Origin of the sequence: Vreelandella aquamarina, assembly GCF_020075495.1 — a bacterium.
Classification (GTDB): Bacteria; Pseudomonadota; Gammaproteobacteria; order Pseudomonadales; family Halomonadaceae; genus Vreelandella; species Vreelandella aquamarina_A.
Genome location: NZ_JABYQT010000003.1, coordinates 392,897 through 410,296, shown reverse-complemented (window position 1 = coordinate 410,296; position 17,400 = coordinate 392,897). Strand labels below are relative to the sequence as shown.

The 17,400-nt window shown below is 58.6% G+C and carries 15 protein-coding genes; 2 read left to right on the top strand and 13 right to left on the bottom strand.

Annotation, left to right across the window (positions count from 1 at the left end):
• Positions 1 to 68: 68 nt before the first annotated feature.
• From HW452_RS07325 to HW452_RS07270, 12 genes are all read right to left on the bottom strand, one after another.
• Complete coding sequence (locus HW452_RS07325; protein WP_224105439.1) at positions 69 to 1,409, bottom strand: glucarate dehydratase family protein; 1,341 nt, start codon at positions 1,407 to 1,409, stop codon at positions 69 to 71.
• A 97-nt stretch (positions 1,410 to 1,506) separates the two neighbouring features.
• Complete coding sequence (kdgD, locus tag HW452_RS07320) at positions 1,507 to 2,424, bottom strand: 5-dehydro-4-deoxyglucarate dehydratase (RefSeq protein WP_224105438.1); 918 nt, start codon at positions 2,422 to 2,424, stop codon at positions 1,507 to 1,509.
• 251 nt (positions 2,425 to 2,675) lie between these two features.
• Positions 2,676 to 4,181, bottom strand: a complete 1,506-nt coding sequence (locus tag HW452_RS07315; RefSeq protein WP_224105437.1) for a tripartite tricarboxylate transporter permease — start codon at positions 4,179 to 4,181, stop codon at positions 2,676 to 2,678.
• Positions 4,181 to 4,627 carry a tripartite tricarboxylate transporter TctB family protein gene (locus HW452_RS07310; RefSeq protein WP_224105436.1) on the bottom strand — a complete coding sequence of 149 codons (447 nt, stop codon included), beginning with the start codon at positions 4,625 to 4,627 and terminating at the stop codon, positions 4,181 to 4,183. The genes HW452_RS07315 and HW452_RS07310 overlap by 1 nt, the downstream gene beginning before the upstream one ends.
• A gap of 92 nt (positions 4,628 to 4,719) precedes the next feature.
• Entirely contained in the window at positions 4,720 to 5,694 is a 975-nt protein-coding gene (locus tag HW452_RS07305; protein ID WP_224105435.1) for a Bug family tripartite tricarboxylate transporter substrate binding protein, read from the bottom strand.
• A gap of 294 nt (positions 5,695 to 5,988) precedes the next feature.
• Positions 5,989 to 7,314, bottom strand: coding sequence for a glucarate dehydratase family protein (locus HW452_RS07300; protein ID WP_224105434.1), 1,326 nt, complete (start codon positions 7,312 to 7,314; stop codon positions 5,989 to 5,991).
• Between the two features lie 49 nt (positions 7,315 to 7,363).
• Entirely contained in the window at positions 7,364 to 8,932 is a 1,569-nt protein-coding gene (gene garD, locus HW452_RS07295) for a galactarate dehydratase (protein ID WP_224105433.1), read from the bottom strand.
• Positions 8,913 to 10,475 carry a tripartite tricarboxylate transporter permease gene (locus HW452_RS07290; protein ID WP_224105432.1) on the bottom strand — a complete coding sequence of 521 codons (1,563 nt, stop codon included), beginning with the start codon at positions 10,473 to 10,475 and terminating at the stop codon, positions 8,913 to 8,915. Before HW452_RS07290 ends, garD begins: the two co-directional genes overlap by 20 nt.
• 15 nt (positions 10,476 to 10,490) lie before the next feature.
• Positions 10,491 to 10,925 (bottom strand): tripartite tricarboxylate transporter TctB family protein, encoded by a 435-nt coding sequence (locus tag HW452_RS07285; protein ID WP_224105431.1) that lies wholly within the window; start codon positions 10,923 to 10,925, stop codon positions 10,491 to 10,493.
• Positions 10,926 to 11,039: 114 nt separating this feature from the next.
• A complete protein-coding gene (locus tag HW452_RS07280) occupies positions 11,040 to 12,071 on the bottom strand; it encodes an ABC transporter substrate-binding protein (protein WP_224105430.1) in 1,032 nt (343 codons plus the stop codon).
• Between the two features lie 304 nt (positions 12,072 to 12,375).
• Positions 12,376 to 13,137 carry a metallophosphoesterase gene (locus tag HW452_RS07275; protein ID WP_224105429.1) on the bottom strand — a complete coding sequence of 254 codons (762 nt, stop codon included), beginning with the start codon at positions 13,135 to 13,137 and terminating at the stop codon, positions 12,376 to 12,378.
• A gap of 33 nt (positions 13,138 to 13,170) precedes the next feature.
• On the bottom strand, positions 13,171 to 14,883 hold the full coding sequence (locus HW452_RS07270) for a thiamine pyrophosphate-dependent enzyme (RefSeq protein ID WP_224105428.1): 1,713 nt from the start codon (positions 14,881 to 14,883) through the stop codon (positions 13,171 to 13,173).
• Positions 14,884 to 15,483: 600 nt separating this feature from the next.
• On the opposite strand from HW452_RS07270, the gene HW452_RS17570 reads away from it, so the two are divergent.
• Both HW452_RS17570 and HW452_RS07265 read left to right on the top strand, forming a co-directional pair.
• The gene (locus HW452_RS17570; RefSeq protein ID WP_263433574.1) at positions 15,484 to 15,606 is read left to right on the top strand and encodes a hypothetical protein; all 123 of its coding nucleotides are present in this window, start codon (positions 15,484 to 15,486) and stop codon (positions 15,604 to 15,606) included.
• A 244-nt stretch (positions 15,607 to 15,850) separates the two neighbouring features.
• On the top strand, positions 15,851 to 16,612 hold the full coding sequence (locus HW452_RS07265) for a M48 family metalloprotease (protein WP_224105427.1): 762 nt from the start codon (positions 15,851 to 15,853) through the stop codon (positions 16,610 to 16,612).
• A gap of 216 nt (positions 16,613 to 16,828) precedes the next feature.
• Here the strand turns inward: HW452_RS07265 and speG are convergent, their stop codons facing one another.
• Positions 16,829 to 17,353, bottom strand: coding sequence for a spermidine N1-acetyltransferase (gene speG, locus HW452_RS07260; protein WP_224105426.1), 525 nt, complete (start codon positions 17,351 to 17,353; stop codon positions 16,829 to 16,831).
• Positions 17,354 to 17,400: the final 47 nt, after the last annotated feature.

The following is a 17,400-nucleotide window of genomic DNA, read 5'->3' as shown; positions in this document are numbered from 1 at the left end:
GTTCGTGTACCTCACACTCGGGTTCAGGAATCCGGACATCGAATTGGCGATATCCGGCGTAGCGCCGGTTAGCGAACCAGCGCGGGGCGCTTGGGATCGAACGTCCAGCCATCGATCAGATACTGCATGGCGGTCGCGTCGTTACGCCCGCCAGCGGGCAAGCTGCGATAGAGCGCGTGCGCCTTTTCGATTTCGGCCATATCGATCTCGACACCCAGCCCCGGGGCGTCGGTTACCGCCACCTTGCCACCGACGATTTCCGGCGGATTGTGCGTCAGGCGAGCATCGCCTTCCTGCCAGATCCAGTGCGTATCCAGCGCGGTCGTGCGCCCTACCGCGGCGGCACCGACGTGCGCGAACATGGCAAGCGAAATATCGAAATGGTTGTTGGAGTGGGAGCCCCAGGTCATGCCGTGATCCTGGCAAAGCTGTGATACGCGAACCGCCCCCGAAAGCGTCCAGAAGTGCGGGTCGGCCAGCGGAATGTCGACCGAGCGCAGCATCAGCGAGTGCGCCATTTCGCGCCAGTTGGTCGCGACCATGTTGGTGGCGACCGGCAAACCGGTGGCGTGACGGAACTCGGCCAGGATCTCGCGGCCGGAAAAGCCCTGCTCTGCACCGCACGGGTCTTCGGCATAGGCGATCACACCGTGCAAATCCTTGCACAGGCGGATGGCCTCCTGAAGCGACCAGGCACCGTTGGGGTCGATCGTGGTACGCGCCTCGGGAAAGGCGTTGTGAAGCGCCGTGACCGCCTCGATCTCCTGCTCGCCGGGAAGCGCCCCACCCTTGAGCTTGAAATCCTTGAAGCCGTAACGGTCGTGGGCCGCCTGGGCAAGCTCGACGACACGCTGCGGCGTCATGGCCGCCTCATCGCGCTGGCGATACCACTCATGGCTCAGGCCGTCGGTGCCGCGCCGGAAATCCAGCGGCGTTTGATGCCCGTCACCGATGAAGAAGAGATAGCCAAGCACCTCGACGCTATCGCGCTGTTTGCCATCGCCCAGAAGATCGGCAACGGGCACCCCCAGAAACTTGCCCATCAGATCGAGAAGCGCCGCCTCGAGCGCGGCCACGGCGTTGACCCGCAGCTCGAACGTCCAGGACCCCTTACCGAAATCCTCGAAGTCTGCACTCTGGCCTGCACGACTCAACGAACCCACTACCGAACGAAGCTTGCCGATGGACTGCCCCACGACCAGCTCGCGCGCCTGCTCGAGCGACGTTAGAATGGTGTCGCCACCGGGCGCCTCACCAACGCCAGTATTACCCGCGCTGTCCTTCAAAATGACCAGATTACGGGTGAAATAGGGCGAATGGGCGCCACCGATATTGAGCAACATGCTGTCACGCCCGGCAACGGGAATGACGCGCATGTCAGTAATAGTGGGCGTGTTGGGACTTGGCATACACTTCTCCATCAGTCTATCGACGCATAGACCATCATGTTCACGCGCCGGGCAACGCCGAACGAAAGGCCTTACCCGGCAAGGTGCTTTAAAGCGCTTACAACGACTTGGCGTTCTCGACCAGTTGTTTCAGCTGGTTCATCTGCTCGCTGGTGGGCATGGTCAAGGGCGCGCGCACGCTGCCGCCAGGATAGCCCACGATGTCGGCGCCGGCCTTGACCAGGCTCACCGCGTAGCCGGGGGTCGTGTCGCGCAGCGTTACAAAGGGAATGAAGAACTCACGAGTGGCCTTGCCAACGAACTCGCTGTCGCCCTGACGAAGCGCCTTGTAAAACTTGACCGCCATGTCGGGCACGAAGTTGAAGACCGCAGAAGAGTAGGTGCTGACCCCGATCGCCAGGTAAGCTTCGGCGATGATTTCGGCGGTCGGTACACCACCGACGTAGCCAAGACGGTCACCCAGAGTCTTGATGGTGATATTGAGCGACTGCATATCGCCCTTGCCATCCTTCAGGCCGATCAGGTTGTCGCAACGATCGGCAAGTGATTTGACCGCGTCGACATTGAGATAACCGTTGGCACGGTTGTAGTAGATGATGCCCAGATCGGTGGACTGGCAGACGCTGGCCGCGTACTCGACGATGCCTTCTTGCGAGCACTCGGTCAGGTAGGGAGGCATCAAGAGGATACCGTCGGCGCCCTCTTCCTGAGCGATGCGGGCGTGCTCCCTGGCAAGCTCGGCGCTCTGACCGGCGCTGGCGATGATGGGCACGTGACCGCCGATGGTGTCGACCGCGACCTTCACGATGTTACGGAACTCTTCCAGCGTCAGGTTGAAAAACTCACCCGTGCCGCCCGCGACGAACAGCGCGGAGACTTCGTACTCTTTCAACCAAAGCAAGCGCTTGCGATAGCTTTCGGCATCGAACTTGCCGTTGGCATCGAAATCGGTAACGGGAAACGACAGCAGTCCATCGGTAATGGACGCCTTGAGCTCTTGTTTGGAAAAGTTCATCTTGAATTCCTCTTGTTCGATTAACGGACCATCGTGACTGGCAGCGGCATACGAGAGTGAATACTGAATGACAGCGATACTCGCGATATGCAGATGATATTGTCATACATCATACAAAGGCGCTTCTAGACTTTAGGCTAAGCAAGAACGCGCTTCTGAAACGGCCTCTCGCATATATACGAGAGATCGATGCAGCCAACCTGATAATTGATTCGACCGGCGATCAAATCAGAATCGTTGCGGCGCTTTCATCAAAACTCCTTTGCTACCGCTACCCGCTTTTTCCTGATCGCCGAATAGATCGACCACACGACCAGCGCCGCGATCATGGCGAAGAAGGTGGCGCTCACGGGCCGTTCCAGAAACACCATCAAATCGCCCCGGCTGAGCAGCATGGCGCGGCGAAAGTTCTCCTCCATCATGGGCCCCAGGATGAACCCCAGGAGTAAAGGCGCCGGCTCGAAGCCCAGCAGCAAAAACAGGCAGCCGATGGCGCCAAACAGTGCTACCAGCATGATATCCATGTCGGAGTAGTTGATGCTGTAAACCCCGATCACGATAAACAGGATGATCGACGGATACAGAATCGGATACGGAATCTTCAGCAGCCGCACCCAGAGCCCCACCATCGGAATATTGAGGATCAACAGCATCACGTTACCGATCAGAAAGCTGATGACCAGCCCCCAGAAGAGATCCGGGTTATCGGAAATCACGTTGGGTCCCGGCGTGATACCGTGGATCAAGAGCGCGCCCAGCATCAGCGCCATGACCGCATCGCCGGGAATGCCGAGCGTCAGGGTCGGAATGAACGCCGATTGCGCGGCGGCGTTGTTGGCGCTTTCGGGGGCAGTGATGCCTTCGATGGCGCCCTTGCCGAACTTTTCGGGATTTTTCGAGACTTTCTTCTCGACCGCATAGGCGATGAACGAGCCAATCGAGGTCCCTGTCCCCGGCAAGACACCGATACCGGTTCCAATCCCCGTTCCCCTCAGCATGGGGAAGATGCTCTCCTTCAAGTCGCGCCTGGTGGGCAAAAGTGACCTGAACGTGATCTTCTGATCATTCTTGACCTGAACCACCTTGCCCACGTTGGCGACCACTTCGGTGACGCCAAATATGCCCATCGCGATCGCCACGATGTTGAGACCATCGTAGAGAAACGTTAAGCCGAAGGTGTAGCGCTGTATCCCGGTGCTGACATCGGTTCCCACGATCCCCAGCAGTAGCCCGAACACGACGGCCGCCAGCCCCTTGGCCGGGTTGCCCTGAACGAGTATGGCGGCGGCCACGAGCCCCAGGAGCATCATGGAAAAATAGTCGGCGGAATTGAACGCGATCGCGAAATCCGCCAGCGGCGGCGCGAAGGCGGCCAGGACGATCACGGTAATGAAGCTTCCCACGAACGACGCAATCGTGGTCATGAACAGCGCCACGCCGGCACGCCCCTGCTTCGTCATCGGATAGCCGTCGAGACACACGACCGATGACGAGGGCGTGCCGGGCAGGTTCAACAGTATCGCCGCGGTCGACCCGCCGTACTGGGCGCCGTAGTAGATACCGGCCAGCATGACCAGCGCCGTGGTCGCCGGCACGTAGTAGGTCAAGGGCAGCAGCATGGAGATCGCGGCTAGGTGCCCTACGCCGGGAATCACGCCGATGAGCATGCCGATCGTCACACCCAACGCGCAGTACATGAGATTTTCGATCGTGAACGCGACCGACACGCCCAGCGCCAGGTTATCGAGAATCTCCATTAGAAGCTCCAGGGAAAGAGGCGAATGGGCATGTTGAGGCCCAGGATGAAGATGAGATACGACATCACGCACAACGCCAACGCCAGAGCGCCAAGCTTCACGGGCCTGAACCGACGCTCACTTAGCCCGCAGATATAGACCAGGGCGATGGTCGCCAGAAACAGCCCGGCCGGGCGCATCAACAGCGCAAAGGCGATGATGCCGACCGTAATGCACACCAGCGCCCGGTAGTTGAGCACCGGAAACGCGGTCGCCGTTTTGGCCGAGAAAACCATGGTGATCGCACCCAGCCCCGCCAGTGAAATACCGAGAAACCGCGGTAGATAGCCAGGCCCCATGTTCCTCAAGGTGCCCATGTCATACGCGTACGCCTGCAAAAGCACCAGCGCCGCGATGACCAGGCATAAAAGCCCCGCCAGAAAGTCTCGATTGATGATTCTGTGCATGGTGTCTGTCTCATATCGTCAATGAGAACGTCCCGCCTTGAAAAAAGCGGGACTTGCTTTTGGACTCATACGGTGGAGTGGCGGCTGCGAGGTTACTGGCTGATACCGGCGCTTTCGATAAAGCTTGCCAGCTCGCTTTTCTGTTCGGTCATCCACGCGCGCAGCTCATCCGGCGATGCGGAAGGACGAGCCTGACCGCCCTGCTCGGCGATTTTTGCCTGAATGTCGTCCGTCGACAGAATGCTGGCAAGCTCGGTTTGCAGGCGCTCGACGACTTCGGGCGGGCTGCCAGCGGTGACCAGGATTCCCTGGTAGGTGCCATCGAGCTCGCCGGGCAGGCCCAGTTCACGGAACGTGGGCACATCGGGCAGCTCATCGAGGCGCTCCTCGCCGGTCACGGCCAGTGCGTTCATCTGGCCGCTCAATACGAAAGGCAACGAGGCCGTGGTGCCGTTGAGCAGCATGTCGCTTTCGCCGGAAACGACGGCCCGGGTGGCATCGGAGCCGCCACGGTAAGCGATGACGGTCCAGTCCACGTCCTGGTCCTGAATCAGGCGCTCGGTGGTAATGTGATTATTGGCCCCCACCCCGGAGGTCGCGACCGACAAAAGGCCCGGATTCTCACGCGAGTACTCGATCAGCTCATCGAAGCTCTCGAATTCGTTGCGATTCGACACCCCCAGCACGTAGGGCGAGTAGGACACCATCGTGACCGGATCGAGATCGCTTTCGATATCGTAGGCCACGCTCGGCAGCACGCTTGGCGCAGCCAGAAGCGCGGTGAGGTCGGAAAGTAGCAGCGTATGGCCGTTAGGGTCGGCCTTGGCGACGAAATCCGCGCCGATATTACCACCCGCCCCCGCCTTGTTTTCCACGATGACGGGCTGGCCGATGGCATCGGAAAGCTCCGGTGCGATGTAGCGCGCCAGAATGTCGGAGGTACCGCCTGGAGCAAACGGCACGACGATCCGGACAGGGCCTCTGAACTCCTGGGCCAGGGCGATGTTACCCGCCAGCAGAAGGGAAATCGACGTGGCGCCCACGAACAGCTTGTTGACCTTTTTCATTGTTATTGCCCTGATTGGTTGATGGCTATTCAGAACCGCTCTTTCCAAGAGAGTAAAAAGTCATATGTATTTCGTCATACATCTTTAAATTAGCCGTCACCGCCTGGATTGAACATACGACAAAGGTCCATACGTTTTGAACAATCGCTTTTTTAAGCTTTTGTATTAAAAGCTTAAAAGGCAGAAGGCTAATTAAAAGCCGACATATTCATGAAAGCTTCAAACGACAGGCAAGGACTCGAGAACATTCGAACTCGACGTCCTTGCCAGTGAAGGAGGGAATAATGGGTAGGCTTAACGCGCCAGCGCCGGGCGCTTGGGATCGAACTCCCACCCGGGTACCAGATACTGCATCGCCATCGCGTCGTTACGCTGGGTCACGTCCAGGGACTTGTAGAGGCGGTGCGCCTCCATCAGCTTCTCTTCATCGAGCTCGACGCCGAGTCCCGGCGTGGACGGTACTTTCAGCTTACCGTCACGAATCAGGAACGGCTCCCTGGTGATGCGCTGACCGTCCTGCCAGATCCAGTGGGTATCGATCGCGGTGATCTCCCCCGGGCAAGCCGCGGCCACGTGGGTCATCATGGCAAGCGAGATATCGAAGTGGTTGTTGCTGTGCGACCCCCAGGTCATGCCCCACTCGTTGCAAAGCTCACCGACCATGACCGCTCCCTGCATGGTCCAGAAGTGGCAGTCGGCCAGCGGAATATCCACCGCGTTGAGCTGGGCGGCGTACTGCAGCTGTTTGAAATCCGTCGCGATCATGTTGGTCGCGGTAGGTAGGCCGGTGCGCTTCTTGAACTCGGCCATGGTTTCGCGCCCGGAGTAGCTCTCCTCCTGGCCGCAGGGGTCCTCGGCGTAGCTCAAGAGGTTCTTGATCGGGTCGAGTACGCGCACGGCTTCGTCGAGCTTCCAGGCGCCGTTGGGGTCCAGCGTCAAACGCGCCTCGGGGAAGGCCTCGTGCAGCGCGCGAATGCAGTCCGCCTCTTCCTCGCCGCGCAGCACCCCGCCCTTGAGTTTGAAGTCCTTGAAGCCGTAACGCTCATAAGCTGCCTTGGCCAGGTTGGCGACCGCATCCGGCGTCAGCGCCTCCTGATAGCGCACTTCGTCCCAGGCATCCTTGGGGTCGGTCGCTTTCGGGTAAGGCAGGTCGGTCTTGCCCGGGTCGCCAAGCAGGAACAGGTAGCCCAGCGCCTCTACTTCATCGCGCTGGCGGCCGTACTGACCCAGCAGATCCGCCACCGGAAGTCCCACGGCCTGGCCGTATAGATCCAGAAGCGCCGACTCGATCCCGGTGATGACGTGAACCGCCACGCGAAGATCAAACGTTTGCCGGCCGCGCTCTTCGCGGCCGTTTTTCGAAAGCGCCACGCGCGCGCTGTTCAGCGTCTGTTTGAAGGCGTTGACGGTCGAGCCTTCGACGATGCCGCGGCACTGCTCCAGCCCCTTGAGAATGCCTTCGCTCGACGGGATCTCCCCCACTCCCTTGTTACCTGCGTCGTCTTCGAGAATGACGACGCAGCGAATGAACCAGGGCGCGTGGCCGCCGCTCAGGTTGAGCAGAAAACCATCGTAGCCGGCAACGGGAACGACTTTCATGGAGGTAATCTTGGGGAACATGGCGATTGACTCTCTTTGTTTAAAAACCAGATGAAACGATAAAAAGGCGCTAGGTCACGGGTGCCGGGTTGAACAGCACCAGATCGTTATGAATACCCAACCGGTCGGCAGATGCCTGCTTGCGACCGCTGGCGATATCGAGGATCAGGTGGAAAAGCTCCCAGCCAAGACCTTCGATGCTGGCCTCGCCGGTAGCGATACGCCCGGCATCCAGGTCGATGATGTCGTGCCAGCGCTTCGCCAGGTAGGAGTTGGTCGCCACCTTGAGCACGGGCACCATCGCAAGGCCATAAGGCGTGCCGCGCCCGGTGGTGAACACCTGAAGGTTCATGCCGGCAGCCAGCTGCAGCGTGCCGCAAATGAAGTCGCTCGCGGGCGTGGCTGCGAAGGTCAGCCCCTTGCGTCGCAGCCGCTCGCCCGGGCCGATGACATCGACGATCGGCGAGTTGCCCGACTTGATGACCGACCCCAGCGCCTTTTCGACGACGTTGCTCAACCCACCCTTCTTGTTGCCTGGCGACGGGTTGGCACTGCGGTCGGCCTGCCCTTGCATCAGGTAGTCGTCGTACCAGGCCATCTGATCGATCAGTGCCTGGCCTACCTCGCGGTCGATGGCTCGCGGGGTCAGCAGGTGGATCGCATCGCGCACCTCGGTGACTTCGGAGAACATGACGCTGCCGCCGGCGCGCACGATCAGATCGGTGGCAAACCCCACCGCCGGGTTGGCCGTGACGCCCGAGAAAGCATCGCTGCCGCCACACTGCATACCGACCACGAGCTCTGAGGCCGGGCAGGTTTCGCGCTGGCGCTGGTTCAAGCGCTCGAGATGACGCTCGGCCATGGCGAGAATGCCCTCGACCATGTCACCAAAGCCTTCGAAGCTCTCGTCTTGCAGGCTCAACACGTTGGCGTCCGGGTCGGCGGCCTCGGTGTTCTCGTAGATCTTCACCGGGCGGTCTTCGAGCAGCGTCGATGGCTGCAGCTTCTCGCAGCCCAGGCCGATCACCATGATCTCGTTGCCGAAGTTCGGGTTGAGCGCGATGTTCTTGAGCGTGCGAATCGGCACGACCGCCGCCGGCGCGTTGATCGCCACGCCGCAGCCGTAGCTATGGTTGAGGCCGACCACGTCATCGACATTGGGAAACCGCGGCAACAGCTCACGCTTGATACGCCCGACCACGTACTCCACGGTACCGGCCACGCATTGAACGCTGGTGGTGATACCCAACACGTTTTTCGTACCGACGCTGCCGTCCGGATTGCGAAAGCCTTCAAACGTATAGCCTTCGAGCGGCGCTTGCTCCGGCGGCTGACGTGTCGCCAGCGGCAGTTCTTCAAGCGCCGGGGCGGTCGGGAGTTGCACGTTGTTTTCGTTGACGTGCGCGCCCCGCTCGATCGCCACCAGTGCCGTACCGATCACCTCGCCGTAGCGAACGATCGAATCGTTTTCTGCGATCGGCTTTAGCGCCACCTTGTGCCCCTGAGGAATCGGCATCGTCGTGGTGCATTCGTCGTTGATCGTCACACCCGCCTCGAGGCCGCCGTGCTCGATCACGATGGCGACGTTGTCGCTCGGGTGTACCTGAATGACGCGGGAATTAGTCGTTACGTGAGTCATGGTGCTTTCCTGAGGCGGTGTGCGAAGGGTCGTGCATTTGACTCAGCTCCATCTTCTGACGCGCCCGTGACTTGAACCCCATCGCGATGGCAAACACCACGGAGGCGGCGATCAGTGCCCAGAGCACCAGCGCGATCGGGCTCTTGGTGAAGAAAATGCTATAGGTACCGAAGGATTCGAGACTCTTGACGAAGTAGACTTCTGCCTGGCTTCCGAGAATGAACCCGATGATCAGCGGCGCGACCTCGAGCCCGATCTTTTGAATCAGATAGCCCAATACCCCGAAGATCAGAAGCGTCCAGACGTCGAACATGATGCCGTAGTTGATCGCGTACGCCCCGACCACGCACATCATCACAATCAGCGGGTACAGGATATGCTTGGGCACCATGACCACCTTGGCGATGTGCTTGATGGCAAAGAACATCAGCACGAACATCACGAAGTTGGCCAGCACCAGCGCCGTCATCATGACGTACCAGGTGTCGTGGTTTTCCGGAATGAACAGCGGCCCGACCTGAATGCCCTGCAGCGTGAAGGCGCCGATCAGTACGGCGGTGGTGGAGTCGCCTGGAATACCCAGCGACAGAAGCGGAATCAAGGCGCCGCCGGTCAACGCGTTGTTGGCCGACTCCGAGGAGATCAAGCCCTGCGGGGCGCCCTTGCCCATTTGCGAGGAGTCCTTTGCAAGGTTTTTCTCCTGGGTATAGGCGAGTACCGAGGCCGCACTCCCCCCCACGCCCGGCAGCATGCCAACGAAGGTGCCAATGAACGAAGAGCGCGTGAGGTTGGTGAAGCTGCCCTTGAAGATCGAAAACGAAAAGGCGCTCTCCTTGCCGATCTTGACGCGCTCCCCGGCAACATCGCGCTTAACGCCTTTTTCAGCCTCGAGCAGGATGGTGGATATACCGAAAATACCGATCAGCACGGGCAGCAGCGAGAAGCCCTCGAACAGGTACGGCTCCATGAAATCGAACATCAGACGGGTATGGCCATTGCCGCCGTCGGAAATACTGTAATCACCGATCAGACTCAGCCAGACGCCGATCACGCCGCTGAAAATACCGATCAGCATGCTATTGGAAAGCGACGCGATGACGGAGAGCGCCAGCAGGATGATCAGAAACTTCTCCACGTAGGAGAACTTGATCGAAAAATCCGCCAGCAGCGGCGCGAACAGAAAGAGAACGGCCGCACTGACCAGCCCGCCCACCAGCGAGGCGATGACACAGATACGCAGCGCTTTTTCGCCCTCGCCCTTCTGGGCCATGGGGTAGCCATCGAAGGTGGTGGTGATCGAGGAAGGCGTGCCGGGTATGTTCAGGAGCACAGCCGGCACCATGCCGCCGGAGATGCCGCCGACGTAGAGGCCAAGCAGTAGCGCAAGCCCGTGATTCAAGCCCAGCGCGTAGGTCAACGGCAGGCACACGGCTACGGCCATGGTCGCCGTCATGCCGGGAATGGCGCCAAAGATGATACCGACCAGGGTACCGAATCCGACGAGCAGGAAAAAAGAGAGATCGAGGAACGAGAGAAATTCCATGGTGCTACCCTCGGGTCACGGCAAGGTGATAGTGAAGAGCTTGGCGAGCACGAACCAAACCAGCGCAGGCGCGACAACGGCGTTGACCGCGACGATCACGAGGGTTTTTCGGGTCCACTTGTGCAGATACAAAAGCGACATGAGCAGCACGAACGCCATCGAGACGAACAGAAAGCCGTAGCCCGTATACGGAAACAGATTGCCGACCACGTCCATCAGGTAGAAGTAGGCGATGATCAGCGCGAAGGTGCCAAAAAAACGCTTGTTGTCGCGGGATTCACCGATGATCGGCAGCGTACGCTCGCCTCGTCTGACCGCCGCCATGAAAGGTACCACTCGCGTCAGCAGGATCACGGCAAACAGAATTCCCAGAATCCAGTGAACGAGAGTGGGGAAATACAGGTGCGATGTTTCGAAATCGATCGAAACACTCAACAGATCTGACGCCATATCTGCTCCAGACGCATGAACTTGGCCTCCCCATCGACGTCGCCGGCAGACGCGTCAATGAGGATGCCCGGATAGTGAGAAGCTGGCGACAGTGAGCCGCCAGCGTCCAGCCGCTTAGTTGATGTTGGTGATGATCTCTTCGTAGCGCGACATCTTCTCTTGCAGGTACTCGGATGCTTCGGCAGACGGCTTGAAGTCGGGGATGAAGAACGCGTCCAACTGGGCCTGCTGGATCTCGCCCTCTTCATAGATTTCGGCCAGCGCCTCGTCGATCTGATCGACGATGCCCTGATCCATGTCCTTGTTGTAAAGGAAGAAGAATTCCTTATCGAAGGTGAAGCTCTCGTCGCCGCCCATGGTGACGTTCACGTTGGGCTCGACGTACTCGAGAAGCTGCTCGCGGGTGGTCTGACCAAGGCCCTCTTCCGGTGCCTGCTCGATGGTGTCCTGGCGCGCCGTCAGCCAGATGAAGCGCATGGCTTTCTGGTCGCTTTCGGGCAGGCGGGTATACTGCTCGTTGGCCTGTACGCTGCCGTTGATGACATCGGCCTGGCCGTCGAACAGCTGCTGGTTCTTGTCGGACTGAGAGCCGGTGTTGATCGCGACCAGGTTCTCTTCCTGGCCCGGATGTTCGATGGCGATCGCGTTCTTGAGGGCACTGTAGCCGATCTCGGAAACGCCGCCGGGCTGGATGGAGACGCGAATGGTTTCACCGTTGCCTGCGGCTTCGATAATGTCATCGAGCGTCTGGTACGGCGAATCCATGGGCACCAGGTAAGCGTTGCCGGGGTTGATGGCGATCGTCGGTCCGATGGTGTACTTCTCGAAGATGTCATCGTAGCCCTGAACGCCGTAGAGGTACCCAAGATAGGACTGATCGTGGAAGATCATCAGGGTGTTACCGCGGGAGTCCCGATCCAGCGTGCGAAACGCCGAGCTTGCGCCAACGGCATCCACTTTCATGTTCACACCAAGATGCTCTGTAAGGCGGTCGACCACGATGCTGGCATTTTGATACGTATCACCGCCGGTAGAGGTCGAACCGATCACGACGCGAACATTGCCGCGCAGCTCGGCGTTCTGGGCCATGGCGTAACCGGAACCTAAAGACAGCCCCGCCATGACTCCGGCGACACTCAAACTCATTAGCGTTTTCTTGGGTAGCATCATGGGTTCACCTTTGGCAGTCGTTATAAGTTATCGCTTTAAAGAGAACGTTTCTTTCGAGCAGGTTATACGAGTGCTCGGAAGCACTCTTGGCATGGCTTGATGCCTTACTTTAGAAGCTGTTTATAATACATCATACAAACAAGAGATTAAGAACAAGCGTAAGGCAGGACAAGACTACAAAAGTAGAACAAGACCAAAGTTCAAGTAGCAAGAAAAAAGAAAACTTTGGCTTCGCAGCTTACAGCCGAGCTGGCGGGCAAGTGAATGAAAAGACACTGGATTAGATCGTGATCGTCAAGTCTTCACGAAAACGGTATCGGCCGACTTCCTCAGGATAACCGCCCGGATTGGCCACGACCCGCGTGCCGTTTTCCTGCAGATCCACCGCTTCATGCACGTGTCCGTGGATCCATAGATTCATCCGGCCCATCAGGTAAGGAAGATGCGAGGCAAAGGCCGGGGAAAGTATGTCGCCCACGTAAGGCAAGGGAATGCACTCGCGAAGCGGGGCGTGATGGCTGATGACCACGGTAGGGCCGTCGAAGGGTTCATCCAGCGCCATGACCAGCCAGTCGAGCGCCTCGCGGTGCAAGGCCTGGCTCGCTCGGGGAGTGAAGGCCTCACCGTTCGCGTCGGTGATGATCTGAAAATCCGGCATGACGCGGACCGCCTTGTCCATGCTCGCCTGTGGAACGCAACCGGGGCTGCCGACGTAGAGCTGGAAATCGGTCCAGAGCGTGGTACCCAGAAAGCGCACCCCGCCCAGCATGACCGCGCGATTGTCTAGAAGCTCGATATCCAAACGTTCGGCCTCCAAAGCCAAGGCGCGGCGGTGCTCAGGCAGGCAGGTGCCGTAGAACTCATGGTTGCCGGGCACGAAGAGAATCGGCCTATCCGGAAAGCGCGCCCGCGCCCAGCCAAGCCCACGGGTGGTTTCGTGAATATCGCCGGCCAGCACGAGGGCATCTGCCTCGACATCGGGCAGCGCGCGCCCCTCGGGAAAGTGCTCGAGGTGCAGATCGGAGAGTACATGTAGGCGCATCGTCCTGCCCTTTTTTAATCCATTTTGAAAAGTTCAGCGCTTCAAGAAGTTGCTCTTCACCAGATGAACGACTTCATCCATGCGGCCGCTCAACACCGCCTTGGCTGAATACAGCGCGGTAGACGCCACCTGGCCGGCTTCCACCTTGGGCGGCATGACCAGCTCCATGGGGTTGGTCATCACGTCCAGCAGCGCAGGACCCGGCTGGGTGAGCCATTCGGTGATGGCAGCCTCAAGCTCATCCTCGCGTTCGACCCGCTTTCCCCACAGGCCCATGGCGCTGGCCACGTCGCCGAAGTTCGGGTTCTGCAGCTCGGTATAGGCGTCCAGCAGCCCTTCCACCTTCTGCTCCAGCTCCACGAAACTGAGCGACTGATTGTTGTAGACCACGATCTTGAGCGGGATCTTGCGTTGCACCAGGGTCAACAGATCGCCCATCAGCATGGAGAGCCCGCCATCCCCGCACAGGGCAATCACCTGCCTTTCGGGATAGGCCAGCTGAATACCCAGTGCCTGCGGGTAGGCGTTGGCCATGGTGCCATGTTGCAGGCTTGCCAGGGTGCGACGCTGGCCGCCGGCTTGAACATGGCGCAGCATCCAGACATTCACGCTTCCCGTATCCGCCGTGAACAGGGCGTTGTCTGCTGCCAGCCGGTTAATGGCCAGCGTCAACTCCTGAGGATGGATCAACGTGTCATCGCGGCTCTTGTGCGCTGATTTCTCCAGCGATTTGGCGTAGTGCTTGCGACACTTCTCCAGCCAGCGTGATCGCGGATTGGCTTCGACTACCTGGCAAAGTGCTTCACAAGTATCGCGTACGCTGCCGATGATGCCGACGTCGACCGGATAACGCTTGCCGATCTGGCCGGGGTCGCTATCGACCTGGATGATGGCGGCATCTTCAGGATAGAACTGCTTGAAGGCGAAGTTACACCCCAGCATCAGCAGCGTGTCGCACTCGGCCACTGCGTGATAGCCGCCTTCCAGACCGTACACCCCGGTCATGCCGACCTGATAGGGATTGTCGTGTTCGATAAAGTCCTTGGCGCGCGATGTCCAGGCGATGGGTGCCTGAAGCTTTTCAGCCAGCGCGATCACTTGCTCGCGGGCGTCACGGCAGCCTGAACCAGCAAAGATGGTGATCTTGCCCCCCTTGTTGAGCTGCTTGACCGCAGGTACGAACGATTCGGCGCTGGGGCGCAGCGAGTATTCGAAACGGTGGGCGCGAAATGCCAGCTGACTCTGCGGCACCTGCTTCATGACATCGCCGGACACGATCAGTACCGCCACACCGCCTTTGGCAAGTGCCGTCTGCGCGGCAATGGCCGTCATGCGCCGCGCTTGCTCGGGCGAGGCAAGCGTCTCGCAGAATACGCTGTACTGCTTGAAAATCTGTACCTGATCGACTTCCTGAGGAAAGCTGCCCCCGGTTTCTGCCAGCGGCACTTGCGTGGCGATCAACACGACCGGGGCGCCATTGCGATGGGCCTCGAACAGCCCATTCACAAAGTGGAGACTGCCTGGACCGCAGGAGCCTGCACAGAGTGCAAGCTTGCCGGTGAGGTAGGCTTCGCCGCCAGCAGCAAATCCGCCTACCTCCTCATGGCGAACGCCGATCCATTCGATATCGCTCTGGCGCAGAGCATCCGTAAATTGATTGAGCGTATCTCCGACAACGCCGTAACAGCGCTTGGCGCCGGCATTTTGCAGGGTATCGACCATGATTTCGGCAACAGTGGCGCTCATACGCGACTCCATTCGCAGAGGAAAAAAGCTCTTCCTAAAGCCTAGCGGGTTATACGGCTTCCTGCGTCATCCATTTCCAGCGTATGCAAAGACGCTCCATGCACCGCGCCTCTTGAGACGCCGCAATTCTTGCTGCAGCGCAGCGAAAAGCCACTATACTGACGTGTGTGTCCCAACAGGAGGACCACTCAATGCCTCTACAGCTCCCTCCCTACGATTGTGATTGCGACGTTCTTCGTTTCTGGTTCTTTCAAGCGCACTACCAGCGTGTCGCCATGGATACGCTAGCCAGCTACCTGGAATAATGAGCATCTTGCTGTCTTTTACATGTAAATAGCCTGTAAAGCCGGAGAACCTTCTGGCTTTATTTACTACCCATTTACTAACCGGAAATGCATGCTTATTCAATTAGCTAGATAAGCAGGTGCGCGCGCGTAAGCCATGGCTGACAGGGCGTGGCGATTTTCCTACATCTTTATGACTAGAAGCGAACTGAAAAAGCGCCTACCATTGGGCAGCGTCGCATTTTGCTGCGACGCACAACAAGACTTCTCATAACAACAATCACTACCTCTGACCCATAAGACAGGAGTGCATGCCATGCAACCCTCATCGTCTCTCTACCCGGCCATGCGTGACGATGTCATGCAGGTCTGGGCGCAGCGCGCTCTGCAACAGCGCGCGGCGTTCGACGCCTTGGCCAGCTACATGTGCAAGCGTTAAGGCACCCAATCTCAAGCTGCCATCTGGCAGCCCTGATCAGCGCCTCATGCTGAGGCGCTGTTTCCCCATGGCGTCAAATCCGCCGCCCTTCATTGCTTGTTCCTTTCCTTTGTCATTTTAGCCAATAGCCAGCATGGTATGGAGTTACGCAAAGTTTTCATCTAACATTAATTAGGCTAATCAGCGTATCTTATTAAACGCGCAAACCTTTCAGGTTATGCGCCGATGAATCAAGGAATCGATCATGCAACTCTCTTTTTTGGGGCGGAAAACATCCTGCGTACTTGGTCTGGCAGCCACGCTGGCGGTCAGCGGCTGCCAATCCGGTGCGGACCTGGGCGGCCTGATGTCTGCCGGAGCAGGCATGGCCGGCGCTGCAACGATGTCTGATCAACAGATGCAGCAGTTAGGCGACCAGACCATTGCCCAGCTCGATAGTGAAAACCAGCTGGTAGCCTCAAACAGCCAGTATGCACAGCGTCTGGAAGACCTCACTCAGGGCTGGGAAGTGGTCGATGGCAACACGCTCGACTTCAACGTCTACCAAGTTCCTGAAATGAATGCCTTCGCCGTACCCAACGGGTCCATTCGCTTATATAGCGGCTTGATGGATGAGATGACAGACGATGAAGTGCGCTATGTCATCGCGCATGAAATTGGCCACGTGGCGCTTGGTCACTCCAAGCGGGCCTTCCAGGTTGCCTATGCAGCCTCTGCGGCGCGTGAAGCCGCCGCTGCCAGCGGAAGTTCAACCGCCGCTGCGCTCTCAAGCTCCGAGCTTGGCGACTTGGGCGAGAAACTCGTCAACGCCCAGTTCTCCCAGCGCCAGGAGAACGAAGCCGACGATTACGCCATCGAGCTTCTAAAGGAGCACGATATGGATGCCGAGACTTCGATCACGGCGCTTCGTAAGCTCGAAGCCAAATACGGCAACGACAGCAGCTTCTTCTCCAGCCATCCGGCAGCCGGTGACCGTGCCAACCGCCTGCAGTCCACGCTCAACTAAAAGCTACTGCATGACCCGATAGCCAGACATCAAGCATAACCAGCGTTACGCCTGCCAACTGCCCTGCAGCTGGCAGGCATTACTTCATGATGGATGGCCCGATTGCCTGCCGGGCGTAAATGCAGCTTACCGGCAGGCGTCTGGCAGCCGTGGGGTCATGCCAGGTATAGGTGTGCAGGTTTCTGAAATACGTAGCGCCTGTTCCCCTTCGCGTCATCACTTGCCCAACTGAGCTAGATACGTCTCCTGCAGAATGTACATCCGCTTTACATCACGGTACTTGCCGTTAATGAAGAACTCCTGAACCAGATGTCCCTCTTCGATGAATCCGCTCTCTTCGTAAAGATGAATCGCCTTGACGTTCTCCACGGCCACGATTAGATACACCTTGTGAATATTCAGAATGGTAAACGAGTAGTGCAAGGCCTGGCGGATCAGCGAGCGGGCAAACCCCTTGCCCTGGTGGTCCGGCGTGATGATGATCTGGAATTCGGCGCTGCGATGGATGTAGTCGATCTCGATCAGCTCGACCAACCCGATAGCCGCGCCTGAACTATCTTCTGCCACGAAACGCCGTTCGGCGTTGTCATGGATATGCTTGTTGTAAAGCTCTTCAAGTTCATCAAAGGATTCGTATGGCTCTTCGAACCAGTACGACATGATGCTTTGATTGTTGTTGAGTTCGTGCACGAAACGCAGATCGCTGCGCTCCAGTGCACGCAAGTAAAGTTGATGCTCCATGGATACTGCTCTCGTTTTGCAGCAGGCGAGCGTAGCAGGGCTCGCTA